Raw genomic sequence first — 24,294 nt, 5'->3', positions numbered from 1 at the left:
ATGGTGTAGCATGTTCCATTAAATAATTCACATCATCGGAAACGGGAGGTCCTATGCCAGTAAAGGTGTCCAACGCCGAGATGGTCCCCAAGACTGCACCGGTGTCGCGTTCGTACACTGATGAGGTGCACGCTTACTTGTTGTCACTGTTGACGACTCCTACTGTCTACAGGCAGGCACGTGACCGCTTCATCGAAAGTCTGAACGGTTCCCTGCAAGGCGACCCCGAAAAAGTCGCCGCCTGCGAGGCGGATCGCAAGGAATTGAACCGCCAGCATCTCCTGTTGCTGGGGCTCGCAAAGTTGGGCTCTACCCAAGACCCGACCGTGCCGGAGAAACTTGGGCTGGGACCTGTAGCGACGAAGACCAGCGCTGTCAAGTCGCGCTTGGCCAAACCGGAAAACTTCAAGCTGAAGTACGGTTCCAGGGACGGAGAAATGATGGGAACGGTCTCCTCGGTCAAGGGTGCCAAGATGTTCGAGATATGGGGGTGCATGGGGGACCCGAACCTGGAGGAGAACTGGACCCTTCTGGCCGCAGCACCGAACTGTACCGGTATTGTGGTAAAGGGGCTTATTCCCGGCACGAAGTATTGGTTCCGAATCAGGGCTATGCGCCACAATGAACTGGGCCCTTGGTCGAATTACATCACTCTCAGGTCGGTTTGATCCTGCCTCAACGGTTCCCAGGTGGAAGCATTCCATCTGGGAACCCCTCGAAAGCCCCCCTTAAGCTCTTCCCCCCCCTCCTCAGGCTGTGCTGAACTAATGAAAAAAGTGCCGGGCACGTGCCGATTTAGAAGATTTGAGGCCTGATCTTACGAATTGCGTGTCGGTTTCGTCGAATTGGCAGCCCGATTGATCGGATTTGTAAGAGAATCCGCTGAATCCGGAGCGGAATTAGTCGATTTGCTCCAAAAGTTCATTAGATTGAGGGCTGATTCGCGGAGATGGGGAGGAGATTTGACGAATTGTGGGAAGGATTTGTCAAATCAGGCGCAGGATTTGATAAACGATGAGTGGTAAGGGCATAAGAAAAGGCACCCGCCGAATAGCCGGGTGCCTTTATTGGTTGCTTGAAGTCACAAGCTTTGCTGCGTGCCGACAGGTGCTCGGCAGCTTTAGGGGAGTTCGGTCTCTCCCATCAGGAAGCGGTCGCATTCGCGCGCTGCCCCGCGTCCTTCGTTGAAGGCCCAGACCACTAGGCTCTGGCCGCGGCGGCAGTCGCCGGCTGCGAACACGCCGGGGATGTTGGTAGCGTAGCGGCCGTAGTCGGCCTTGATGTTGCTGCGGCCGTCACGCTCAAGTCCCAGTGCCGCCGGCAGTTCCTGCTCGGGTCCCAGAAAGCCCATAGCCAAAAGCACGAGGCTTGCCGGCCGGACCACTTCGGTCCCCGGCACCGGGGTGGGGACGAACTGGCCCTGGGCGTTCTTCTCCCATTTCACCTGGACCGTGTGTACCGCCTTCACCTTGCCCTCCGCATCCCCTTCGAACTTGGTCGCGGTGGTGAGGAAAACGCGCGGGTCGGCACCGAATTTCGCCGCAGCCTCCTCCTGCCCGTAATCGACCTTGTGGGTCTTGGGCCATTCCGGCCAGCTGTTGTCGTCGGCGCGGGTGTCGGGGGAACGGGGCATGATTTCCAGCTGGGTAACGGAGTTGCAGCCATGGCGCAGCGAGGTGGCCACGCAGTCGGTGCCGGTGTCGCCGCCGCCGATGATGATCACGTCTTTCCCTTGCGCCGAGATGAACTCGCTCCCTTTTTCCAGCACCGCCTTTGTGTTGGCGGTCAGGAAATCCATGGCGAAGCGGATACCCTGAAGCGAGCGCCCCTCGATGTTTAGGTCGCGGGGGAGGGTGGCGCCGGTCGCCATGACCACGGCGTCGAACTCGCTCTTGAGCTTCTCGACCGGGTAATCGGCCCCGCCGATGCTGGTGTTGCAGACAAAGGTGATCTGCTCCTGCTCCATGAGCCGGATGCGGCGCAGGACCACGTTTTGCTTGTCCAGCTTCATGTTGGGGATGCCGTACATCAAAAGCCCCCCCGGAAGGGGCGCACGTTCGAACACGGTCACCTGGTGCCCGGCCTTGTTGAGCTGCTCGGCCGCGGAAAGCCCTGCGGGGCCGGAGCCCACCACCGCCACCTTCTTGCCGGTACGGACCTGCGGCAGGGTAGGGGTGACCCACCCTTCGTCCCAGGCGCGCTCGATGATGCTCACCTCGATGTTCTTTATGGTGACCGCAGGCTCGCTGGCACCCAGCGTGCACGATCCCTCGCACGGGGCGGGGCAGACCCGGCCGGTGAACTCGGGGAAGTTGTTGGTTCGCGAGAGCCTGTCGTACGCCTGCTTCCAAAGCCCGCGGTAGACCAGGTCGTTGAACTCGGGGATCAGGTTGTTGACCGGGCAGCCGCAGGCCATGCCGCTCACCAGCTTCCCGGTGTGGCAGAACGGAATGCCGCAGTCCATGCAACGAGCGCCCTGGGTGCGGAGCTTCTCCTCCGGCAGGTGCAGGTGGAACTCGTCCCAGTCTTTGAGCCGCTCCAGCGGTTCGCGGTCGGACGGGAGTTCGCGAAGATATTCCATGAATCCGGTTGGTTTTCCCATAGCTCTATCCTATTCTCAAGATTTGCTCGTTAGTTTAGTGTGCGGCCGCGCCGGCATTCTCTTCGAATGCCGCTGCCAGGGCTTCGTCGCCGCTCAAACCGGCGGCTTTCGCCCGGGCGAGCGCCTGGAGTACCCGCTTGTAGTCCCTCGGCATGACCTTGACGAATTTACGTGCAAAGCTGCGCCAGTCTTCGAGGATAGCGGCGGCCCGGCTGCTGCCTGTCATCTCCATGTGCCGCTCGATCATCTCCCGGACCGTCTCCTGGTCCTGCTCGTCCAACTGTTCCAGGTCCGCCATGTCGGTGTTGCAGTGGTCCTTGAACTGCCCAGTCTCATCCAGGACATAGGCGATGCCGCCGCTCATACCGGCGGCGAAGTTCCTCCCGGTTTCACCGAGCACCACCACTATGCCGCCGGTCATGTACTCGCAGCCATGATCGCCGACACCTTCCACCACCGCGTTGACGCCGGAGTTGCGGACGCAGAAGCGCTCTCCCGCGATCCCGCTTAAGTAGGCGGTGCCGCTGGTGGCTCCGTACAAGGCGACGTTGCCGGCGATGATGTTCTCCTCGGCCTTGAACTTGGAGCCGGCGGGAGGGTAGACCGCGATGGTGCCGCCACTCAAACCTTTGCCCAGGTAGTCGTTGACGTCTCCGGAGAGCTCCAGGGTCATCCCTTTCGGGATGAAGGCGCCGAAGCTCTGGCCGGCCGAGCCGTGGAACTTGAGCCTGATGGTGTCGCCGGGGAGCCCCTCAGCACCATAGGCGCGGGTGACTTCGTTGCCGACGATGGTACCAACTACCCGGTCCACGTTGGTGATGGGGAGTTCCGCGCGGACCTTTTCCTTCTTATCCAGGGCCGGCTTGCAGATATCAAGGAGCTTGGTGTAGTCGATGGATTTCTCCAGCCCGTGGTCCTGGGACTCGGTGCAGTAGCGGCTCCCCTTGATCGCCATCTGCGGCTGGTACAGTATCTTGCTGAAATCGAGCCCCTGGGCCTTCCAGTGCGCGACGGCGCGCTTGGGCTCGAGGCGGTTGGCGCGACCCACCATGTCGTTGAAGTTGCGGAAGCCGAGTTCGGCCATGATCTCCCGCACTTCCTGCGCGACGAAGCGCATGTAGTTGACGACGTACTCAGGCTTGCCGGCGAACTTGGCCCTCAAGACCGGATCCTGGGTGGCGACGCCTGTCGGGCAGGTGTTGCTGTGGCAGACGCGCATCATGACGCAGCCAAGGGTTACCAGCGGCGCAGTGGCGAAGCCGAACTCCTCGGCACCGAGGAGCGCCGCGATGGCCACGTCGCGGCCGGTCTTCAGCTGGCCGTCGACCTCAACGATGATCCTGCTCCTCAGGTTGTTGAGGACCAGGGTCTGGTGGGTTTCCGCGAGCCCGAGTTCCCAGGGGAGTCCCGCATGCTTGATGCTGGAGAGCGGCGACGCGCCGGTGCCGCCGTCGTAACCGGAGATCAGGACGACGTCGGCGTGTGCCTTGGCAACGCCGGCCGCGATGGTGCCGACGCCCACCTCGGAGACCAGCTTGACGCTGATCCGGGCGCGGCGGTTGGCGTTCTTCAGGTCATGGATCAGCTCCGCCAGGTCCTCGATGGAGTAGATGTCGTGGTGCGGCGGGGGCGATACGAGGCCTACGCCCGGGGTGGTGTGCCGGGTCTTAGCGACCCAGGGGTAGACCTTGCTACCCGGCAGCTCGCCCCCTTCGCCCGGCTTAGCACCCTGCGCCAGCTTGATCTGCAGCTCGGAGGCGTTGGTCAGGTAGTTGCTGGTCACGCCGAAACGGCCGGAAGCGACCTGCTTGATGGCGCTGTTCTTGGAATCACCCTGGTCGTTGGTCCAGGTGAAGCGTTCCGGGTCCTCGCCACCTTCGCCGGTGTTGGAGCGGCCGCCGATCCGGTTCATGGCGATGGCTAAGGCCTCGTGGGCCTCCTGGCTGATGGAGCCGTAGGACATGGCCCCGGTCTTGAACCGCTTCATGATCTCTTCGACCGGCTCTACTTCTTCCAAGGGGACCGGGATCCTGATCTCGGTGTTGAAGTCCAAGAGCCCGCGCAGGGTGTAGATGCGCTCGTTCTGGTCGTCGATCAGCTTGGAGAAGACCTTGAACTCCTGGTAATCGCCGGTCTTGCTCGCCTTCTGCAGCGACTGGATGGTGAGCGGGTTGAAAAGGTGCTCTTCCCCCTCCTGGCGCCATTGGTACTGCCCGCCGGGATCAAGCGACGGCTCGGCTGCGACCCGGTGAGGATACGCCTTGCGGTGGCGGTTCAAAAGTTCCTGGGCGATCCCTTCCAGGTCGATGCCGCCGATGCGGGAGGGGGTCCAGGTGAAGTACTTCTCGATGACCGAGTCGTGCAGGCCGACCGCTTCGCAAACCTGGGCGCCGCGGTAGCTCTGGATGGTGGATATCCCCATCTTGGCCATGGTCTTGACGATTCCCTTGATCGAAGCCTTGATGAAGTTCTTGACCCCGGTCTTGTAGTCGAGCCCGGGAAGCATCCCCTGCTGTATCATATCGTCGATGGACTCGAAGGCGAGGTAGGGGTTGATGGCGGTGACGCCGTACCCCAAGAGCACCGCGAAATGGTGCACCTCGCGCGGTTCGCCCGACTCCAGCACGATGGAGGCGTGGGTGCGGGTGGCGGTCCGGATCAGGTGGTGGTGCAGGCCGGCTACGGCCAACAGGGCCGGCAGGGCGGCATACTCCTCGCTGACGCCGCGGTCGGACAGGATCAGGATGGTGGTGCCGGTCTCGATCGCGTGGACGGCGGTGTTGAACAGGCTCTCAAGCGCCTTTTCCATCCCTTCGGCGCCGTCGGCAGCCTTGAACAAAAGCGAAAGGGTGGTGCTCTTGAAGCCGGGGCGGTCCAGGTTCCTGAGCTTCTCGAACTCCTCGTTGCTGATGATCGGGTGCTCCAGGCGGATGACCCGGGCGCTCGAGGAAGTGGGCTTCAAAAGGTTCGATTCGGAGCCGATGCGGACCGCCGTCGCGGTGATGATCTCCTCGCGGATCGGGTCGATCGGCGGGTTGGTCACCTGGGCGAAGAGCTGCTTGAAGTAGTTGTACAGAAGCTGGGGCTTCTCCGAGAGGACCGCCAGCGGGGTGTCGGTTCCCATGGAGCCGAGCGGCTGGATGCCGTCGGTGGCCATCGGGCCGATGATGGTCTGCTGGTCCTCGAAGGTGTAGCCGAAGGATTTCTGCCGCTGCAAAAGCGGCGAATGCTCGACGAAGGGCGCCTTGGTGGTCTTCGGGATGTCCTGCAGCAGGTGGTGGTTCACCTTGACCCAGTCGGCGTAAGGCTTGGCCGAGGCCAGTTCCCCCTTAACCTCCTCGTCGGGGATGATGCGCCCCTGAACGGTGTCCACCAGGAACATCTTGCCCGGCTGCAGCCGTCCCTTCTTGATGATCTTTTCGGGCGGCACCTGCAGCACGCCGGCCTCGGACGCCATCACCACCAGGTCGTCGTCGGTCAGATAGTAGCGGCAGGGGCGCAGGCCGTTGCGGTCGAGGACTGCGCCGATGGTCCGGCCATCGGTGAAGGTGAGGGCGGCGGGGCCGTCCCAAGGCTCCATCAGGCAGGAGTGGTACTCGTAGAAGGCCCGCTTCTCCTTGTTCATGGTTTCGTGGTTTTCCCACGGCTCCGGCACCATCATCATCATGGCGTGGGGGAGCGAGCGGCCGGACTGCACCAAGAGCTCAAGGCAGTTGTCGAACATGGCGGAGTCGGAACCGTTGGCGTCGATAACCGGCAGGAGCTTTTTCATGTCCTCGCCGAAGAGGTCGGAACTGAACATCGACTGCCTGGCGTGCATCCAGTTGACGTTGCCGCGCAGGGTGTTGATCTCGCCGTTGTGGGCCAGCATGTGGTACGGATGCGCACGGTCCCAGCTCGGGAAGGTGTTGGTGGAGAAACGGGAATGGACCACGGCGATGGCGGTCTGCACCGCTTCGTCGCGCAGGTCGGGGTAGTACTGGTCCAGCTGGGCCGGCATCAGCATACCCTTGTAAACTATGGTGCGGGTCGACATGCTGGAGAAGTACCAGAAGGGATCGACCCCATTGTCGCGTATCTCATGCAGGGCGCGCTGCTTCACGACATAGAGCTTGCGGTTGAAGGCATCCTCGTCGGGGCAGGCGGCGTTGCGCTTGAAGAAAATCTGACGTACCAGCGGCTCGCCGGCCTTGGCGGTATCGCCAAGCAAGGAGTTGTCGGTCGGCACGACGCGCCGGCCGATCATTTCCATCCCTTCCTCCGCAACGATGCGCTGGAACAGGTGCTTCGCGGCGCTGCGTTCGGTAGCTTCGGGCGAGGTGAAGAGCATGCCCACGCCGTATTCGCCCGGCCCCGGCAGTTCGATGCCGGCCTCGGGGCATACCTTGCGGAAGAAAGCGTCGGGCATCTGAATCAGGATGCCGGCGCCGTCGCCGGTGTTGTGCTCGCTGCCGACCGCGCCGCGGTGGTCGAGGTTCGCCAGGACGGTTATCGCCTGCTGCACGATCTCGTGGGATTTTTTCCCCTTGATGTGGGTGACAAAGCCGACGCCGCAGGCGTCGTGCTCGAACTGGGGATCGTACATCCCTTGCTTCTTAGGTAAGCCGATTGTTTTCATGATTAAACCTTTGCGCGGTGGTTGTTGCTGCAATCAGATACGCATGCGTTAGCACCCACCGTGCCATTTTGCCGGGATATGAAGTTTTAAAAAAGTATACGCGCTAACTGGCTATTTTACGGTAGTGGCTGTTGCGGGTGGCGTCGGAACTGCGGAGGGGCGGTCTGGTGGTGTTGATTACATGCGTCACTCAAATGAGTACTCAACGCTGCATCGCTTCACGCAGCTTTCTGGCCAGGGATTGGATATCGAAAGGCTTCTGGATGAAGAGTCTCCCCCCCTCCATCACGCCGCGTTGCGCCACCAGGTCATTTGTGTAGCCGGACATGAATAGCACCTTGAGCCCCGGGCGAAACGACTCGATGGCGTCCACCATCTCCTTGCCGTTCATGCCAGGCATCACCACGTCGGTGAGAATCACGTCGAGGTCGGTATCTTCCTTGCGGCAAAGGGCGATAGCCTCATCGGCGCCGGCCGCCTCTATGACGTGGTAGCCGATCTCCTTCAAGGTGTTGAGGGTTGTTCTGCGCACCAGCGGGTCGTCCTCGACCAGTAGCACCGTTCCCGAACCGCTGAGCGAAACCTCTTCGTCTTTTGCGGCATCGACGGCGGCTCCGGAAAACCTCGGGAAGTTGATCTGGAAGGTGGTCCCCTGTCCCGGTTCGCTGTAGACGTTGATGAAGCCGTTGTGCTGCCTCACGATGCCGTAGACGGTGGCGAGCCCGAGCCCGGTCCCCTTGCCCACCTCTTTCGTGGTGAAAAAGGGCTCGAAGATCTGCGCCAGGGTCTCGCGGTCCATGCCGCAGCCGTTGTCGCTGACTGCAAGTTGCACGTATTCCCCAAGGGAGGCATCCAGGTGGAACTGGCTGTAGCTGCCATCCACCCGGACGTTTGCCGTTTCTATGGTGAGTACCCCCCCGTTGCCCATTGCGTCGCGTGCGTTCACCGCCAGGTTGACCAGGATCTGGTCCAGTTGCGTCGTGTCCGCATCGATGGTCCAAAGACCGGGCTCCGGATTGAAACTCATGCGGATATCCTCGCCGATCAGGCGCCCCAGCGTCTTCTGCATCTCCGTGAAGTGCTCGTTCAGGTTCACCTCGCGCGGCGCGATGATCTCCTTTCTGGAGAAGGCGAGAAGCTGGCGGGTGATCTGGCTGGAGCGCTTTCCGGCCTGTACTATCTGTTCCAGGTCCTGCCAGACCGGGGTCCCCTCGGTAACGCAGCGCATCGCCAACTGCGCGCTCCCCAGGATGACGCTCAGCATGTTGTTGAAGTCGTGCGCCACTCCGCCGGCGAGCCTTCCGATCGACTCCATCTTCTGTGACTGGAAAAGCTGGGCCTCCAAAAGCTTCCTTTCGGTGATGTCCTCCTTGATGGCCAGGAAATGGGTGATGATGCCGTCCTTGTTCCGGATGGGGGAGATGGTTGCGTGCTCGGAGAAGAGTTCGCCATCCTTCTTCCGGTTCAGGAACTCCCCTTCCCAGACCTTGCCGGCCCGAATCGTCTCCCATAGTTTCCGCGATTTATCGATCGGCGCCTTTCCCGAGTTGAGGATGCTCGGGTTTTGGCCGAGGACCTCCCCGGGGGAGTAACCGGTCAACTGGACGAACTTCGGATTGACGAATTCGATGCGCCCCTGGGTGTCGGTGATGACGATGGAAACGGGACTCTGTTCGACCACCTGGGACAGCTTGCGCAGAGCCTCTTCGTTGTGCTTTCGCTCGGTGATGTCCTGTATAACCCCGTCGATGTAGATCAGTTCTCCCTCTTCGTTGAAGGCTGGACGGGTACTGAGATCGACCCAGATCCGGCTTCCGTCCTTGCGGCAGAATTCGACCTCGAAATTCTTCACATTTTGCCGCTGGAACATCATGGCGTAGAGTTCGTCGCGCCGTTGCGGATCCACGTAGAGTTGCAGCCCTACGTTGACCACCCCCTCCAGCACTTCGTCGGGGGTGCTGTAGCCCAGGATGGCGGCTGTCGCCGGGTTGCAGGAAAGGAATTTCCCCTCGGGGGTGGTTTGGAAGATCCCTTCCATCGCGTTTTCGAAGATGCCCCGGTACTTCGCCTCGGCAAGGCGCTCCTGCTCAAGGGCCTTCTTCATCCCGGTATAGAGGATCTGGTTTTCGATGGTGGAGGAGAGGAGCCCGACCAGGTTGCCGAGGCCGAAAAGGGCCTCCTCGCTGTCGCTGATCCTGCGGTAGAACTCCGCGTTTTCGGAGGAGTTTCCCACGGCAAGAAATGCTACCGGGTCGGTTCGGTTTCCCAAGGGGCAGATGAAATACTCGTGCATCAGCAGCAGGTCCCGGTGTTCGACAAGATCGGGCGACTGCGAATCTTCCGTGCAGATGCTGTAGTTGGCCCCGGCGAAAAGCGGGGTCAGGATGGCAGCCTGGCGGGAGAGGGTGAGGGAGGAGACGCCCTCTTTTTCCTGAGGGTAATGGTAGCCGTCGCAGGCGCGGACCGCATAGGCGTCGCTGTTTTCGGTTTTCTGGAAGAAGAGCACCCGCTCGTAGTCGAGCCTGTTGATCACGTACTCGGTGGCGAGATCGAAGATCGCGGGGAGGTCGCGGCAGGTGTAGAGCCTTGAATTGAGATCGTAGAGCCCGCTGTATTCCTTAAGCTGCAGATCCAGTTTCTCCTGATAGTCGTAGAGCCTGCTTTCCGCTTTGACCAGGCGCTTGACCTGCCCGGAGAGGACCTCGTTTTCCTGCCGCAGCCTTTCCAGCTCCACCGTCAGCGTATCTCTATGCATTTTGTCCATGTACCCGACCGCCCGAGCTTAGTAGACTACCGCAACGACTGAGGTGAAGTTGTGGAAGCAGTTGTACCTGCTGATCGGACCTATTTCCCCATAGGTATAAAAGCCGAGCCAGGGGAGGTCCTCGCCCAGGTCGCGCTGGAGGCATTTCACCAGGTCCATGCGTTCCTGCTCCTTGAATACGACCCGGCCCCGTCCCATGCACTCAAACTGCAGCACCAGTTTGGGCTTTTGCCCGGCAAGATCTTCTTTGATCTGCCGTGGGATTGATCTGAGGCCGTCCATCATCAGCTCTTTGTCGCGGCGGACGATCCAGAGGGGGGTTCCGTCCGTGACGTCGGACTGGATGGTAACGGAGCCGGCCTCATCGTCCTTTGCCATTATGTACCGCACGTAGTACTCGTCGTACCGCTCTCTCAGGTGCTCCGGTGTCTTGAACCCGAGCCCGAGGTTCAGGGTCGCCTTGTTCCACTTGACCGCCCAGTCCTCGTCTACGTATTCCTTGAGCACATCCAAGGCGGGGGTCCCATCGATCTCGTAGATGATGTTTCCCTTGCTGCGCGTGATGGTGCGCTTCGCCCCGACCGGGACGCAGCCATGGTTGATGCCCCAGGCGACGCGGCACCTGCCCGACATGACGATACAGCAGGCGCCTTGGCTCAATATTTCGCCGTCGTGGTACTGGTAGGTCCTGCGGGAAGCCCAGTTGTCCGCGGCGAGGCCTCCGAAAATCGGGAGCTTGGCGGAGGAGGGGAGAGCCGCCTCGAAGGCTGCCACAAAGGGATCGAAATCAAATGCCAAGCCGTCCGCCAGCAGGAAAAAGGCGCGGCTGTCGTCTGCCAGAAGCGGGGTGATCTGCGCTGCCAGCTTCTTGCCGGCCGCGCAAGGCTCTTCGCCTATCCCGGTGACGGAGGTGATGCCGAAGCTTACTTCGTCGGAGGCGATCACCATGACACCGACAGCGAAGTTCGTTTCCACCACGGCATCCTGCACGATGATCCCTTCGCCGGAACAGCCGCAAAGAGGCGCCGCGGACGTCGCCTCGCGGATGGCGCCGATCAACTGCTGCTGCTGGTAGCCTACCGTGGCGAAGACGATGACGAGGTCCGGCTTGGCGATGCCGGCCTGTTCCAGTGCCGTCCGGGCTGCCTCATTCCCGGCATCCATCGGGCTTTTCCGGGTGCTGAAGCCTATTCCAACTGACGTACCCATGGGTTTACTCCTGCTGCAGACGCTCTCTACGAACCCCGCTGGCTCGACTGCTTGTTCCCTTGCCCGGAACTGCCTGTATTCCAGGGGCAAAAACGGATGAGCCATTCTAAGCCTCCCGCATCCTCAATGCAAGTGGAGAGGCCGTATACGAAAATAGCTGTTTGTCGAAAGACGGGAATAACGCAGATCGCCGCAGTTAAAGGTCTTGGCGACGGTTGACATGGTGAAGAGGGTTGTGGTAGGTAGATTTAAAAGGGGGGCATCCTCAACGGATGCCCCCTTTTGTGTGCGCAGGGGGATCTTCGGAAAGTGTCAAAAAACGGAAAACTGAAAAAAGCGCAGAATGTGGAAAAACGTCGGCTGCAAATGGAGGAAGCTCTGGAATGTCTTCCCCTGAAGCAAGCTGCCGGGCAGCCGATTGAGAGTGTGCAGAGCGTGCAGACCTTGACGGTGGTTAAGAGACAACCGAAGCAATGTTCTTTCGTTCACTGCCAGCGCTACCTTGACCCCTCGTGTACCGTTTGCCCCTACTGTGGCCATATAATCGCGGACTGAAACCGCCACGCGGTAAAACCCAGCGAGCAGCCAGCCTCTTGCCTTTTACCACTCCTTGTTTCGCGTTGCTGATTCAAAAGCCGTTTATTTGGCCGGCGGGACCATCCCTCCGTCGGTGTCCTTCTCCGTGTCAGGTCTCAAGAAAGAAGAACCTGGGGTGAAGACGCCTGTCCAAGGCCTGGGTCGGACGTTTCGAAGATCGAGCTTGAAGTCCGAGGGAGTAGGGTCGCCTGAGCAGTCGTAAGTTCTTCCGTCACTGTTGGGAGGACAGCAGACCCAGAGGCAGGGGCCTGCGGCGTCGCGATAGCCAAGGAGCAGTTCCTCCTGGCCGCAATGTATCCGCACCGGCGGTTTTGTTCCCGGCCCGCACTGGTTGAGACCGATGAGGGCGAAGGCAGAGGACGCGCTAGATAAGGCGAAGGTGGCGATGCCAAAAAGCAGGGAACAAGGTCGCATGCTGGACCTCCTTTAAGCCTGATGGGGTTCGGGCTCGAACACGACAAATTATATGCGGAAGGGGCGGAGCTGCAATCGTTGTTCAGGGGCGTTTGGGGGAGGTGCCGCAGGTTTGGCGCCGGATAAAAAAGGGCGGCCTATTGGCCGCCCGCTCTTATATCGTCAATTGTGGTTTTCAAACCTTACCATTTGCCGTGACGGCTTTTTTCGGTTTCCAGATGACTTTCCACGTTTTTTTCGGCTTTGCCCACGTTTTTCTGCACTTTGCCCGCTATTTTTTCGGCCTTACCTTCGGATTCCAGAGAGACGTTACTGAAAATCTTACCGGCTGTTTCCTTTACTTTACCTTTGGCTTCGTGTAACGCACCCTTTGATGTATCTTTCGTGCTTGATCTCATGGCTTACCTCCAGGCTTTCGCCGTTACTACTTCCGCTCATTTATTTCCCTGTCGTTACTACAAGCTCATCTTACCACGATGCCGGCTTTAAGGTATACCTCTTCTTTGGAGCTGGAACTTACGCAGGTGCGGTACGATGCAAACCATTTGAACAGGGATGAAGGGGATAAATGGGATAACTGCGAACTCAACAAACTTTCGGAACCGACGACAACTTTTGCTTTATCAATTTAATCCCGACATCCTAGTGGATAAGACTCATGTATTTCACATCGGCTGTCGAGTCTCCTCAAGAGGCCGCTCTCTTGGAGGTCATGAATAAATTATCTTTGACATTGCCGAAGACCTGAAATAATCTCAATTATTCTATCACTGTCGGCGAGGATACAATGCTCAAGAATGGGATGCTTGTGGTGTCGATGCTGTTTGTCTTTTGCCGTCCGCTTGTGTCACATGCGCAATCTGACGAAGCTGCGATGATGACTACGGCCAAGGTGCATTACCAGGACGGCGGCTACTACGTTGAAGTCAAGGCATCCGTTGCAGCCCAGGCGCCCATCAAAGCCGAAGTCGCCGCGCCTGCTCCCGCACTTTCGGTTCCGGTCGCTCTGCCTGTCGATGCCGTAATGTCGGAGGAGACGGAAACAGCCTGCCGGGATACCTCTGCAAGCGTCCCGGGGACCTATGCCATAGAAGTTGGAGAGTTCATCGGGAAGAACGCTCTCGTTAAGGGGAAAAAGGCGGTCAAAAAGGCGGGGCTTATGCCGGTTGTCGGGCCCGGCGGCCAGAAAGTGGAAGTGATGCTGCGGATCCAAGTGGGTGAATTCAGCGACGAAGGCGCGGCAAGGAAAATGCTGAACAAGCTGCGGAAGGTAAATGCCGGCCTGTTCATGCTAAAAGACAAGGGCGGGACCTTCCGTGTCTATGCAGGGTCCTATTTCGAGCACCAGGCTGCTCTCGACGAGCAGAAGCGTCTTTCCGGCAAGGGGATTCGGTCGGAGCTGAAAGAGGCAACGGTTCCTGTGTCGACCTACGTCATCAACGCCGGCTGTTTCGCTACCGAGCAGGCTGCCAAGGAGAAACTGGCTGAGTTGGAGCGCCTGGGATTGAAAGGGAAGGTGCTCCCCCCTCAATAACCCGCCTCCTCTAAGCGGCGAAATTTCCGGTAGCAATAACTAGAAAAGGCATCCGGCCTTATAGCCGGATGCCTTTGTCGTTTTGCGACCTTGTTCCGTCTGCGCGCTTTAGACGCCGGCGGGGAGGACGGAGGGCTCGAAGTCGTAGGTGGCGAAGTAATCCGCCACCGTCTCGGCCCTTCTTATCAGCTCGACGCGGCCGTCGGCGCGCAGCATCAGCTCCTTGGGACGCAGGCGGCCGTTGTACTGGAACCCCATGGCGTGGCCGTGGGCGCCGGAATCATGGATGACAAGGATGTCGCCGTCCTCGACCGGCTGGAGTTCGCGCTGTACCGCGAATTTGTCGTTATTCTCGCAAAGCGAACCGACCACGTCGTAGATCTCGGTTTTCGGGTCGCTGTCCTTGCCGAGGACGTCGATATGGTGGTAGGCGCCATAAAGGGCAGGGCGCATCAGCGCGGACATGCAGGCGTCGACGCCGATGTACCTGCGGTAGGTGTCCTTGCTGTTGATGGCGGTGGTGACCAGGGCGCCGTGGGGGCCGGTCATGAAGCGGCCACTTTCCATGAACATCGCCGGTGCGTGGCCGTGGCGCTTGCGGAAGCCGTCGAAGAGCTCGGTCACTTCGGCCGACATCCTGGCCAGATCGAGCGGCTTTTGTTCCGGACGATAGGGGATGCCGAAGCCGCCGCCGATGTTGACGAACTCGAACTTGATGCCCAAAGCAGCTTCGACTTCCTCGGCTACCTCGAGTACCATGCGCGCGGTCTCGACGATGTAGGTGTAGTCCAGCTCGTTGGAGGCTACCATGGTGTGCAGGCCGAAGCGGGTGGCGCCGCGCTCCTTCGCCTGGCGGTAGGCCTCTACGACCTGTTCGTGCGAAACGCCGTACTTCGCCTCTTCAGGGTTGCCGATGATCACGTTGCCGGTGCGGCGCGGTCCCGGGTTGTAGCGGAAGCAGATCATCTCCGGGAAGTGCGGCACCTTCTCGATGAGGGAGATGTCGTCGAGGTTCAGGATGCACCCGCCGTCCTGGGTAGCGAAGTCGAACTCTTCCCGGCTGGTGTTGTTGGAGGTGAACATGATGTCTTCAGGCATTGCCCCGAGTTCGCGGGCGAGGATCACCTCGGGAATGGAGCTGCAGTCGAAACCGAAGCCCATCTCTTTCATGAGCTTCAGGATTTCGCGGTTGGGAAGCGCCTTTACCGCAAAGAACTCGCGGAACCCGGGGATGCCGGAGAAGGCCTTGACCAGCTGCGCGCCGGTTTCTCTGATGCCGGTCTCGTCGTAGATGTGGAACGGGGTCTGGAAGCGCTGCTGGATCTGCGGGATGCGGGGGAACAGGCGGTCCTTGAAAGAAGCTGACATCGGCATTGAATAGGTCTCCTCTGGCTTTATTAATTGCTCTTCGCTGCGTCGCTTGTTAAAGGTTTCGCTCGGCATGCACCAGATCGACCCTTCTGGTTTCCTTCACGGTCTCCAGGACGATCTGGGTACGGGTCGACTTGACCCCCTTGAGCGGCTGGATCTGGTGGCGCAAAATCCGGGCAAGGGTCGCATTGTCGGCGGTTCTCAGCTTCACCAGGAAACCGTCCGGACCGACCACCTGGTGCACCTCCTGGACGGAAGTCATGCCGGCTAGCGCCTCGGCCGTCTCGCTGGAATTCCCTTCCGCTTCTATGAAAACGAAGGCGGCTAACCCCTGGTGAAAACAGACGGGGTTCAGCCTTACTTCGTACCCCTCGACTATGCCGCGTTCCTCCAGCTTCCGGATCCGCTCCAAGACCGCAGAAGGAGCCATACCGACTTGTCGGGCGACCTCGGCGTTGGGGATCCGAGCTTTCTCCTGAAGGATTTCCAGTATGTGAATGTCTATATCGTCAATCATTCTTGTTTACACCGCCTGAAGCGAATTGTATTCGCTGTTATGCCGGTTGTAAAGAATTTTTTGATGCCAGACACCCCATACTGTCAAACCTTCGCCCGCGGCGGTCCTTATTCTTTTAAATGTTAAAAAATACTATTAAAGCCAAGGGTTTTGTTGCCGATAAGGGAGAAAAATTGGCAGTTCGTTGACAACAGCTCCTATAGGTGCAAACATGAATATTTCCTTAGATATTTATCTGCGACTGAAAATCAAGACACGGATACTCTTTCTCTCCGCCTGCTACAGTTTCTGCATCATTGCAGCAGTCATAGTGGGGAGATCCTTCTCCGCTTCAATCGCCATCATCTCGACCACAGTTTTCGTGATACTCGGCATCGTCTTCAGCGCGCTCCTTTACTGGACGGTCAACGACGCACTAGCCAGGATCCAGGGATATTTGGCCAAGATGACCGAGGGAGATCTGACCCAGAAAATAGCGCCGAAACGCAACAACGAAATCAGCACCATCATCCGCTCCATAGGCTCGCTGCAAGACACCTTGCGGGAAATAGTCTCGCAGATATCCCGTACCTCCGAAGACCTCACCAAGGCTTCCCGGCAAGTACATTCGAGCGCCACGCAGATCGCTGCCGGAACCGAGGATGTCGCCTCGCAGACCAACGCCGTTGCCGTGGCGAGCGAGGAGATGGCCGCAACCTCGGGAGATATCTCGCAAAACTGCATGAGGGCCGCTACGAACTCCAGCCAGGCGACGGAGACCGCACAGTCCGGAGCCAACGTCGTGCATCAGACCATCGAGGGGATGGAAGTGATAGCCGCCAGGGTAAAGGATGCCGCCGGAACAGTAGAAGGATTGGGGGCACGTTCGGATCAGATCGGAGAGATCGTAGGGACCATCGAGGACATCGCGGACCAGACCAACCTGCTGGCGCTTAATGCCGCCATCGAAGCTGCAAGGGCAGGGGAGCAGGGGCGCGGATTTGCTGTGGTGGCCGACGAAGTGCGCGCCCTTGCGGAGCGCACCACGCGCGCCACGCGCGAGATCGGAGAGATGATCAAGGCGATTCAGACCGAGACCAGACACGCCGTAACGGCGATGGAAAGCAGCGTCACCGAGGTGGAGAAAGGGACGGGGTACTCGAGGAAATCCGGCGAGGCCCTCGAGGAGATCACCGGCAAGATCTCCGAGGTCACCATGCAGATCAACCAGATCGTGACGGCTGCGGAGCAGCAGACTGCCACCAGCGGGGAGATCTCCCGCAACGTCCAGCAGGTGACCGAGGTCATCCAGCGCAACGCCCATGAAACCGCCGGCGCCGTCACCGCTGCGGCGACGCTTTCCTCTCAGGCCGATCAACTGGAGCGCCTGGTGCGACAGTTCCACCTCTAAATGCGGAACGTGCGAGCCATTGGAAAATAGCCAGCTGCGCCGGTACCATCGCTGCACGGTACCGGCGGCGCCGAAGCCTTTTCGAACCAAGGCCCCCCCATCGATCACTTTCTCCCCCGCCTTCTCTGCTGCGCCACCCTTCAAAGACAGATGGATTCTTGAGAGAACTCCCCAGGTCCCAAGATCGCAGTACGACCGTCAGGTTGACTACTGCAAAATTATCCCTATAGTTGTCGGCGTCTTAAAATCAACTAACAGTGGAGGCGTTATGATCAAGAGGATCTTGGTACTGTCAGTGGCATGTGTGTCGTTCGCGTCGGTCGTGACGGCAGCACCGAAAAAGCAGACTGTTCAGCCGGCCAAGCAGGTGATTCTTGCCCCGGACCAGTTGGAATGGAAGAGCGGCCCGGCAGAGCTTCCGACCTCGCAGATGGCGGTCCTGGACGGTGACCCGAAGAAGAGTGGGTACTTCGCTGTCCGTCTCAAACTCCCCGCCGGTACCACCATAGCCCCCCATTTTCACGAGGGGGTGGAGCGGGTAACGGTGATCTCAGGGACTGTCAAACTCGCCATGGGGAAGACGCCGGATAATCCGACGGTGCTTCCGGCCGGAAGCTATTTCGCCCTTGCGCCCAGGACGGTTCACAACGCTTGGGTGGACAAGGAAACGGTCCTGCAGATCGCGACCAATGGGCCGTGGAGCCTGAAACTGGTGGATCAAGGCGAGAAAAAAGGGAAGTAGTCAGCGCCAGAGGGAGTCGGGGAGCCGTCCGCGGCCGGTGAAGAGTTCCAGGTACTCCGGCTCTTCCAGGAACGCCAGCACACCTGTACCCAATTCGATGCTGCGGTCGTCGAGACCTCTGGATTTGAGTGCCTTGCCCAGGCCAAGGGTGTTACGCGAAAAAAGGCGCCTGGAAACCCAGGCGCCTTTTTGTCCAAGCTCGTAGCGCTGCGCGCCGGCGGCGCTCCGCATCCGCTAGCTTTTGAAGCGGGAGTTCTTCTTGAAGTGCCGGAAACAACCTTCCAGTCGCTGCTGCTGTGCCGGGGCCAGGGGCTTGAATTCAAGGCCGCAGGCAGCGCCGTCATGGTTGGTACGGAGCCATACCACCCGCGCGGTAACCTTGAGCGGCACCTGTTGCTCGAATTCGTCCAGGGAGGTGCCGGGGGTCATCAGTTCCACCTCGACGACTTGCCCTTCTTTTAGCCCGGCCTGCGCGGCGATGCGCAGCTGGAGCCCGGTCATGCTGAAATCGCTGGTGATTCCCTGGATCTCCTGCTGCGAACCCGTCTCGCGTATCACGGCCAGAAGCCCGTTGTTCGCGCGCGGGTATTGCCGCTGCTCGCGCGCGGAACGCTCGATTTCGGTTTCGGTACTGAAGGTGAAGTTGTCCAGCAGGCGGTTGAACTGTTTGGTGACGGCGTTGAGGTCCCCACTGATGGTGGCGGTGACCCCGATCTTGGCGCCGTTGTCCTTTATGGTGTGGAAGAGTGATTCCTGGCTTTGCTGCAACTGCGTGAGCCGCTCCATCTGGGACTTGCTAGCATCGGAGATGCGCCGGCTGGCCGCGGAGGTCTCGCGGACGGAGGAGGCCATGCTCTGTATTATCTGGGCCGTTTGCAGGGTCTTTTGCTCCCCGCCGTTGACGCGCTCGACGATCCGTTCCATGGTCCCCATGGTAGCGGTTACCTGTTCCGCCAGGGACGAGATGATCCTGGTGATCTCCTGGGTCTCCCTTGAGGTACGGGTGGCGAGATTGCGGACCTCGTCGGCCACCACGGCAAAGCCGCGACCCTGTTCTCCCGCCCTTGCGGCCTCGATGGCGGCATTGAGCGCCAAAAGGTTGGTCTGGTCCGCTATATCGGTGATGCTGGCGATGATCTTGTGGATCTCCTCCGCCACCTGATTCAACCCCGAGGTCTCTTCCGCTGCGCGGTTTACCTCGGCGACCGTTAAACGCATCTGGTCGATGTTCTGGTTGGTGGCGTCAAGGCCTTGTTCGGCCTCCTTTTCGGTCACCAGGGATTCGTTCAGCATCATGTCGGAGAGTTCGCGCACCGACGACGAAATCGTGAGCACCTCGCCGGTTGCTTCGGAAACCTGCAGTACCTGCGCTTGCTGTGCCTTGGTGCTATCGGCTATCTCGTTGGAGATCTCGGAAATCTGAAAGGAAGACTGTTCCATCTGCAGGCTGGCGCCGTGGATGTTGCGCAGCACCTCGGTCTGGTTGCCGACCATCTTGCGCATGGCGTGGAGGAGCTTGCTGATCTCATTGGTGCGCTTGATCACGATCTCCTGGCTGAGGTTTCCCTGTGCCAGTGCCTCAAGGTTGTTGATAGTCCGCGCTATCGCACTGGTGATGCCCCAGATGTTGATACCGCCGAATAGCGCGCCCATGGCGATGAACAAAATCGTCAGTCCCCACTGCCAGATCTGTGAGTCGACGGAACCTGCAACTGTTGCAGCGACGATGCACAAGCTGTAGCACAGGCATAAAATCATCAACCTGGTCTTGATGGTGAGACAGAGATAGTAGTGCCAGATAGTTTCCATGCAGCGGGAACTCCTTTCTGTTTTGATCGTCGCGCGTCTTTGCGCATTACACAAGAAAGAAGCCCGCCGCGTACTTTTCAAAAGGAAAGGCATAACGCATAAGAGAGCCTATCTTGCTACCTATTAGGTTCGGCGAGAAAGACTATGACTTTAATAAAAACTGTATACAGTTTCGATTGAGGGTCGTTCGTGCGTTTGCGGCGGGGTATCGGGAGCTTGGCTGGTGCGCCTTTTGAAAAGAAAAAGGCGTCCGGTATCTTCACGGGCGCCTTCGGGTTTGCGAATGCGATTTTGGGGAAAAGGCGGCAACTCCGCCCGAGGCGCCTATCAGGCTCCGGAGCCCTTGGCTGCCTCGGCGTTGCACCGCTCCACCGAATCCCTGAGCCACTTTATTTCCTCGGGGTGGAACTGTTTGGAGAACTCCGTCCCGACGTTCAAAGCCCAGTGCAGGGGAGGCGTGGTGTTCTGGGCCAACAGGAATCCCGGCGCCTCTATGAACTTCCCTTCCTCGCCGGCCCAGGCCTTCAGCCGCTCCAGCGAGCTGAATATCATCAGGTAATCGTTTCCTTCAGCCTCGGTGATAACCGGAATGACTCCCGCCGCCTCGTCCTGCTGCTGGTCGTTGTTCAGGATGGGGACGAAAAAGGCGGAGTTGAGAAAGAGGTCGTAAAAGGCGGACTGCTTTTTCTGGTCCCGCATGTCCTGGCGCAGTTCGACCAGCGCCTCGTCTAGTTTTTCCATCGTGGTTCCTTTGTCTTAGGTGAACGTGTATTGTTTTGCTTTCGGGAAACATACTAAACCGCAAAAAGCATTACAAGCATAATATCGGCTGCGTGCGGCGGCCGGGGAGGGGCGCATCCGGTCCGGCGCCTGGGGGGCGGGCGACGCGTTCGTTGCCCAAGAGGCGGAAGGATGCTTCGTTCCGTAGCGGTATGATAGAATTCCAATCTTGTGCCGGCGCTTCGCCCCTTGCCGGGGAATCCGTCGTACCCGTTACGGCCGAAGGAGTCTCTCTTGCCACTGTCAAACGATATGAACCAGCGCGCGTCTAGCCCGTTTTTCATAGTCATGAACGCCGGCTCCGGAGACAAGGATGCGGACCAAAGGGAGGATGCCATCCGCAGCGTCCTTGCCGCGGGAAAGCGTCCTTACCGCCTGTGGCGCGTAAGCGACATACGGCGGCTGCCGGAGGTGGCGCGGGAGGCCGTGCAGCTCGCACGGCAGCAGCAGGGAACAGTTGTCGCCGCGGGGGGGGACGGTACCATCAACGCGGTGGTCCAGGAGGTGCTCCCTTCGGGGTGTCCCTTCGGCGTACTCCCCCAGGGTACCTTCAACTATTTCAGCCGCGCCCACGGGATCCCGGTCGATACGGAAGAGGCCTGCTCCTTGCTGTTGCGCGGGGAGCTGCGGCCGGTGCAGGTCGGGCTGGTGAACCAGCGCCCTTTCCTGGTGAATGCAAGCCTCGGCCTTTATCCCAAGCTGCTGGAAAAGCGCGAGGTTCATAAGCAGAGATTCGGGCGCAGCAGGCTCGTTGCCGTGCTGTCGGGCCTTGCGACCTTGCTGGCTCCGCCACCGCGGCTGGTGCTGGCCCTCGACGACGGCGCGGGGAGCGACGTGATGCACATCTGCACCCTGGTAGTCGACAACAACCTGCTGCAACTGCGGCAGATGGGGCTGCCTGAGGCGCGCGCCGTGCAGCAAGGGGAACTGGCGGCGATCGTGGTCAAGGCTCAAGGGGTGGGACAACTGATTTCAGCCCTGGCACTGGCGGTACTGGGAAAGCTTCGGGAAGCGGATGCCGTCGACTCCTTTTCCTTCAAGAGGCTTACGGTGAAACCGCTGCACGGCGGCAGGCGCATCAAGGTGGCAACGGACGGCGAGGTCACCTGGATGGTCCCTCCGCTGGTGTTCCAGGCAGCACCCGACTCGCTGCTTCTCGTCGTCCCCCGTTCCAAAACGGTGGGGGGAGAGGGGGAATGAGCGCCATCTTGCATATATCCGACACCCACTTCGGCACGGAAATTCCGGCCGTGGTCGAGGCGCTGCTGCAATTGGCGGGCGACCTGCGCCCGGATCTCCTGGTGCTTTCAGGGGACGTCACCCAGCGCGCCCGCGCCTGGCAGTTCAAAGCGGCTGTCGACTTTCTGGGGCGTATGCCCGTGCCGCACCTCTTGGTGATCCCCGGGAACCATGACCTCCCTCTTTTCAACATCCTGGGGCGGGTTTTCTCGCCCTACGGCAATTTTCAACGCAGCTTCGGCCGCAACCTGGAGCCGGTATTCGAGTCGCAAGAGCTCCTGGTAGTGGGGGTCAACACGACGCGCCCTTCGCGCCACAAGCACGGGGAAGTGTCGCCCCGGCAGATCGAGACGGTGAGCCGCCGTCTCCAGACGGGCTCGCCCCGCCAACTGCGCGTCGTAGCGGCGCACCAGCCCGTGCGCGCCACCCGGCAAAGCGATGTGAAAAACCTGTTGAGGAACCACCCGTACGCCATCCACGCCTGGGCCGAAGCCGGCGCCGACTTGATCCTCGGGGGACACGTTCATCTCCCGCATGTGCGCCTTCTAAACGAAGTTCACGAAATTCCCCGCCGGGTCTGGTCCGTCCTTGCCGGGACCGCCGTTTCCCGCCGGGTCCGCGGCGAAATTCCCAACTCGGTCAACCTGATCCGCTACCGCATAGAAAATGAGCCGCGCAGTTGCCTGGTCGAGCGCTGGGACTACGCTGCCCGCAGAGTTTTTTGTCTTGCCGAGCGGGAGATCCTTCTCCTTCAATAGGTGATGCAACTATGGGTGACCGGTGCCTTCGTCCCGCCCCTTTTTTCTCGTCAAAACCGGTGCAGTTCGCTTACAATGGGTTGGCATGTTGAGAAGGTGAGGAGAGGAATACGCATGCGTTATGGCATAGGGAGGCGAGGCGGCAGGCAGGTGAAGAACGAGGTGCTGCGCTTGATACTCATAGGCGTCGGCTGGGTTTCCATTGCTTGCGCGGTTATCGGTTTGTTCCTTCCCCTGGTGCCGAGCGTGCCTTTCCTGCTGCTGGCTGTATTCTGCTTCTCAAGGAGCTCTGAGAAATTTCATACCTGGCTCGTCGAACATCGTCACCTTGGCCCGATCTTGAAGGACTACCTGGTGCACGGCGGAATGTCACGCAAGGCGAAGGCATGCGCTGTATGTGCCATCTGGATCTCGTTCCCGGTGACGGCATGGTTCGTCGAGAGCACCTGGGCAAAGTTCCTGCTCGTTACCATCGCGGCGGTCGTCACGGTTTATCTCCTGCTGCTGCCGAGCGTTCCTGCTGCGGTAAATCGAAGGTGGAAAATCCGCAACCAGTAAACGACAGCACGTAAAAGAGGGCATCCCTAAGCCGGGATGCCCTCTTTTAGTGAAACGGTCAGGAGCCTCGCCCCTGCTGCACCGGCAGTTTACTTTTTATGCCGCAACGTCGACTTGATTTTGCGGATCTCCTTATGCATCTGCTGCATGTCGCGCTCGATGCCGAGCACGTTTAGGCGCAGCTCGGTGATCTGCATGGCGAGCTTTTCGTTGGAGGGGACCTCTTTCTGTGCCGCGATAGTGGAGGGAGCCGTGTCGGCTACTTGCGTTGCCGGCGCCTCGGCGACCTGAGTCGGGGCAGCGGCGAGCGCCCAGCCCCCGATGTATCCGTTGAGCTTGCCGTCCTGAGAGGAGACCTTGACCCATCCGCCCGAGCACTGCTCCGCCGTTACTTTGGTGTCCTTTTTGATGATCGCCACTACCTTGGCCTTTTTGCTGGGGCTCTTTCTGAGCCTCATCTCCGGTGCAGTTACGGTGCAGACCGTGCTGCTCTCGGCCAGGGCGGGGACTGCAAACGCAGCGACGGCTGCTGCTGCAAGAATGATACTGCGGATGTCTTTTCTCATGACTTCTCCTTTGCTATTGGATTGCAGGCCATTCGGTCGATGATGAATCGCGTTTGCCGATCTTATGCACCTGACAGTTCGCTTCAAAAACTGGCAGGAGATGGTGGCTCTATTGAAGCAAAAAATTTGTAACGGTCAAGATAATAACTTTATTATGAGAATTATTCAATCAAAAAGATCGGTCTATCTCAGGCTCGCCTGCTGCACAGTCGCAACCTGGCGCGCTTGCTTTAGCTTCATGCTATCTATTTTCCGCATCACCTTGTTGTACTGGGCGATAGTGACGTGATCCTGCGTTAGCTCCCTTCTTGCCAGGGCGGCTATCTCTGCGTCATGCTCCATAGCCGCATGCAGTTTCGCGTAGTCGTAGCTGGATATCTCGCGGTTATCGTGCTCGGCGATGTCCCTGAAACCTGGATTGGCAGCAAGCAGTCCAAGTATTGAGACGAACAGTACCAAGATAAACGGCGCTTTTTCCATTATCATTCCTTCCAGTCTGGCAGTGAGCGTGTTTCGGGGGACAGTTATGCTCTTTTGAACGGTCCCTGCGACAGGTTTTACTGTGTTATCGGCCTGTCCTTACGTTACTTAAGAAAAAGTTTGAAAAAAAACGGCAGCGCCATGTCAAATACAATACATGGTGCCGCCGTCATGATTTATCTTGATCCATTCTTCTTTATTATCGTTCGCATCCGGTTCTTCCTGATCGAACTCAGGCGACAGTCTCACTGCTGCCATCTTGTGCTTCTCAGCGGTAGAGGGTTCTAGCTGCTTCAGCTTCCTCGCTACTCCAATATATCGAAAAAGGGAGATTGAAGGTAATAGG

At 59.3% G+C, this 24,294-nt stretch carries 20 protein-coding genes; 7 read left to right on the top strand and 13 right to left on the bottom strand.

What is annotated here, in order from left to right; genetic code table 11:
• The first annotated feature begins 53 nt into the window (after positions 1–53).
• Entirely contained in the window at positions 54–668 is a 615-nt protein-coding gene (locus tag K419_RS0111490) for a fibronectin type III domain-containing protein (RefSeq protein WP_026841721.1), read from the top strand.
• A gap of 452 nt (positions 669–1,120) precedes the next feature.
• Here the strand turns inward: K419_RS0111490 and K419_RS0111485 are convergent, their stop codons facing one another.
• The 6 genes from K419_RS0111485 to K419_RS23145 all read right to left on the bottom strand — a co-directional run bounded on the left by K419_RS0111485 (position 1,121) and on the right by K419_RS23145 (position 12,602).
• Positions 1,121–2,602 carry a glutamate synthase subunit beta gene (locus K419_RS0111485; RefSeq protein ID WP_026841720.1) on the bottom strand — a complete coding sequence of 494 codons (1,482 nt, stop codon included), beginning with the start codon at positions 2,600–2,602 and terminating at the stop codon, positions 1,121–1,123.
• A gap of 34 nt (positions 2,603–2,636) precedes the next feature.
• Positions 2,637–7,187, bottom strand: a complete 4,551-nt coding sequence (gene gltB, locus K419_RS0111480) for a glutamate synthase large subunit (RefSeq protein WP_226377687.1) — start codon at positions 7,185–7,187, stop codon at positions 2,637–2,639.
• 235 nt (positions 7,188–7,422) lie between these two features.
• The gene (locus tag K419_RS0111475) at positions 7,423–9,984 is read right to left on the bottom strand and encodes a hybrid sensor histidine kinase/response regulator (RefSeq protein WP_026841718.1); all 2,562 of its coding nucleotides are present in this window, start codon (positions 9,982–9,984) and stop codon (positions 7,423–7,425) included.
• 18 nt (positions 9,985–10,002) lie between these two features.
• A complete protein-coding gene (locus K419_RS0111470; RefSeq protein WP_026841717.1) occupies positions 10,003–11,193 on the bottom strand; it encodes an FIST signal transduction protein in 1,191 nt (396 codons plus the stop codon).
• 639 nt (positions 11,194–11,832) lie between these two features.
• Positions 11,833–12,204 (bottom strand): hypothetical protein, encoded by a 372-nt coding sequence (locus K419_RS23540; RefSeq protein WP_156912204.1) that lies wholly within the window; start codon positions 12,202–12,204, stop codon positions 11,833–11,835.
• Between the two features lie 182 nt (positions 12,205–12,386).
• The gene (locus K419_RS23145) at positions 12,387–12,602 is read right to left on the bottom strand and encodes a CsbD family protein (protein ID WP_012531291.1); all 216 of its coding nucleotides are present in this window, start codon (positions 12,600–12,602) and stop codon (positions 12,387–12,389) included.
• A 476-nt stretch (positions 12,603–13,078) separates the two neighbouring features.
• On the opposite strand from K419_RS23145, the gene K419_RS0111460 reads away from it, so the two are divergent.
• Positions 13,079–13,738: an SPOR domain-containing protein gene (locus K419_RS0111460; RefSeq protein ID WP_198013109.1), complete on the top strand. Its 660-nt coding sequence runs from the start codon at positions 13,079–13,081 to the stop codon at positions 13,736–13,738.
• 108 nt (positions 13,739–13,846) lie between these two features.
• On the opposite strand, the gene lysA is transcribed toward K419_RS0111460, so the two are convergent.
• The gene (gene lysA / locus K419_RS0111455) at positions 13,847–15,112 is read right to left on the bottom strand and encodes a diaminopimelate decarboxylase (protein WP_026841714.1); all 1,266 of its coding nucleotides are present in this window, start codon (positions 15,110–15,112) and stop codon (positions 13,847–13,849) included.
• A 49-nt stretch (positions 15,113–15,161) separates the two neighbouring features.
• Positions 15,162–15,626: an Lrp/AsnC family transcriptional regulator gene (locus K419_RS0111450; protein ID WP_026841713.1), complete on the bottom strand. Its 465-nt coding sequence runs from the start codon at positions 15,624–15,626 to the stop codon at positions 15,162–15,164.
• 211 nt (positions 15,627–15,837) lie between these two features.
• Here K419_RS0111450 and K419_RS0111445 point away from each other — a divergent pair, with 211 nt between their 5' ends.
• Both K419_RS0111445 and K419_RS0111440 read left to right on the top strand, forming a co-directional pair.
• Complete coding sequence (locus K419_RS0111445; RefSeq protein WP_026841712.1) at positions 15,838–17,016, top strand: methyl-accepting chemotaxis protein; 1,179 nt, start codon at positions 15,838–15,840, stop codon at positions 17,014–17,016.
• A 268-nt stretch (positions 17,017–17,284) separates the two neighbouring features.
• Entirely contained in the window at positions 17,285–17,758 is a 474-nt protein-coding gene (locus K419_RS0111440; RefSeq protein WP_026841711.1) for a cupin domain-containing protein, read from the top strand.
• On the opposite strand, the gene K419_RS0111435 is transcribed toward K419_RS0111440, so the two are convergent.
• The 3 genes from K419_RS0111435 to K419_RS0111425 form a co-directional block, all read right to left on the bottom strand.
• Positions 17,759–17,989: a hypothetical protein gene (locus K419_RS0111435; protein ID WP_026841710.1), complete on the bottom strand. Its 231-nt coding sequence runs from the start codon at positions 17,987–17,989 to the stop codon at positions 17,759–17,761.
• A gap of 3 nt (positions 17,990–17,992) precedes the next feature.
• A complete protein-coding gene (locus tag K419_RS0111430) occupies positions 17,993–19,567 on the bottom strand; it encodes a methyl-accepting chemotaxis protein (protein WP_026841709.1) in 1,575 nt (524 codons plus the stop codon).
• Between the two features lie 327 nt (positions 19,568–19,894).
• Positions 19,895–20,308 carry an SseB family protein gene (locus K419_RS0111425; RefSeq protein ID WP_026841708.1) on the bottom strand — a complete coding sequence of 138 codons (414 nt, stop codon included), beginning with the start codon at positions 20,306–20,308 and terminating at the stop codon, positions 19,895–19,897.
• A 273-nt stretch (positions 20,309–20,581) separates the two neighbouring features.
• On the opposite strand from K419_RS0111425, the gene K419_RS0111420 reads away from it, so the two are divergent.
• The 3 genes from K419_RS0111420 (at position 20,582) to K419_RS0111410 (ending at position 22,902) form a co-directional block, all read left to right on the top strand.
• Positions 20,582–21,547, top strand: coding sequence for a diacylglycerol/lipid kinase family protein (locus K419_RS0111420; RefSeq protein ID WP_026841707.1), 966 nt, complete (start codon positions 20,582–20,584; stop codon positions 21,545–21,547).
• A complete protein-coding gene (locus tag K419_RS0111415) occupies positions 21,544–22,344 on the top strand; it encodes a metallophosphoesterase family protein (RefSeq protein WP_026841706.1) in 801 nt (266 codons plus the stop codon). Before K419_RS0111420 ends, K419_RS0111415 begins: the two co-directional genes overlap by 4 nt.
• A 150-nt stretch (positions 22,345–22,494) precedes the next feature.
• Positions 22,495–22,902 carry a YbaN family protein gene (locus K419_RS0111410; protein ID WP_226377686.1) on the top strand — a complete coding sequence of 136 codons (408 nt, stop codon included), beginning with the start codon at positions 22,495–22,497 and terminating at the stop codon, positions 22,900–22,902.
• A gap of 89 nt (positions 22,903–22,991) precedes the next feature.
• On the opposite strand, the gene K419_RS0111405 is transcribed toward K419_RS0111410, so the two are convergent.
• Positions 22,992–23,468: an SH3 domain-containing protein gene (locus K419_RS0111405; RefSeq protein WP_026841704.1), complete on the bottom strand. Its 477-nt coding sequence runs from the start codon at positions 23,466–23,468 to the stop codon at positions 22,992–22,994.
• Positions 23,469–23,651: 183 nt separating this feature from the next.
• Complete coding sequence (locus K419_RS0111400; protein WP_026841703.1) at positions 23,652–23,948, bottom strand: hypothetical protein; 297 nt, start codon at positions 23,946–23,948, stop codon at positions 23,652–23,654.
• Positions 23,949–24,294: the final 346 nt, after the last annotated feature.

The organism is Citrifermentans bremense R1 (genome assembly GCF_000426865.1).
Classification (GTDB): Bacteria; Desulfobacterota; Desulfuromonadia; order Geobacterales; family Geobacteraceae; genus Geomonas; species Geomonas bremensis.
The sequence above is the reverse complement of the archived record's forward strand: the minus strand, read 5'-3'. Positions and strand labels throughout refer to the sequence as shown.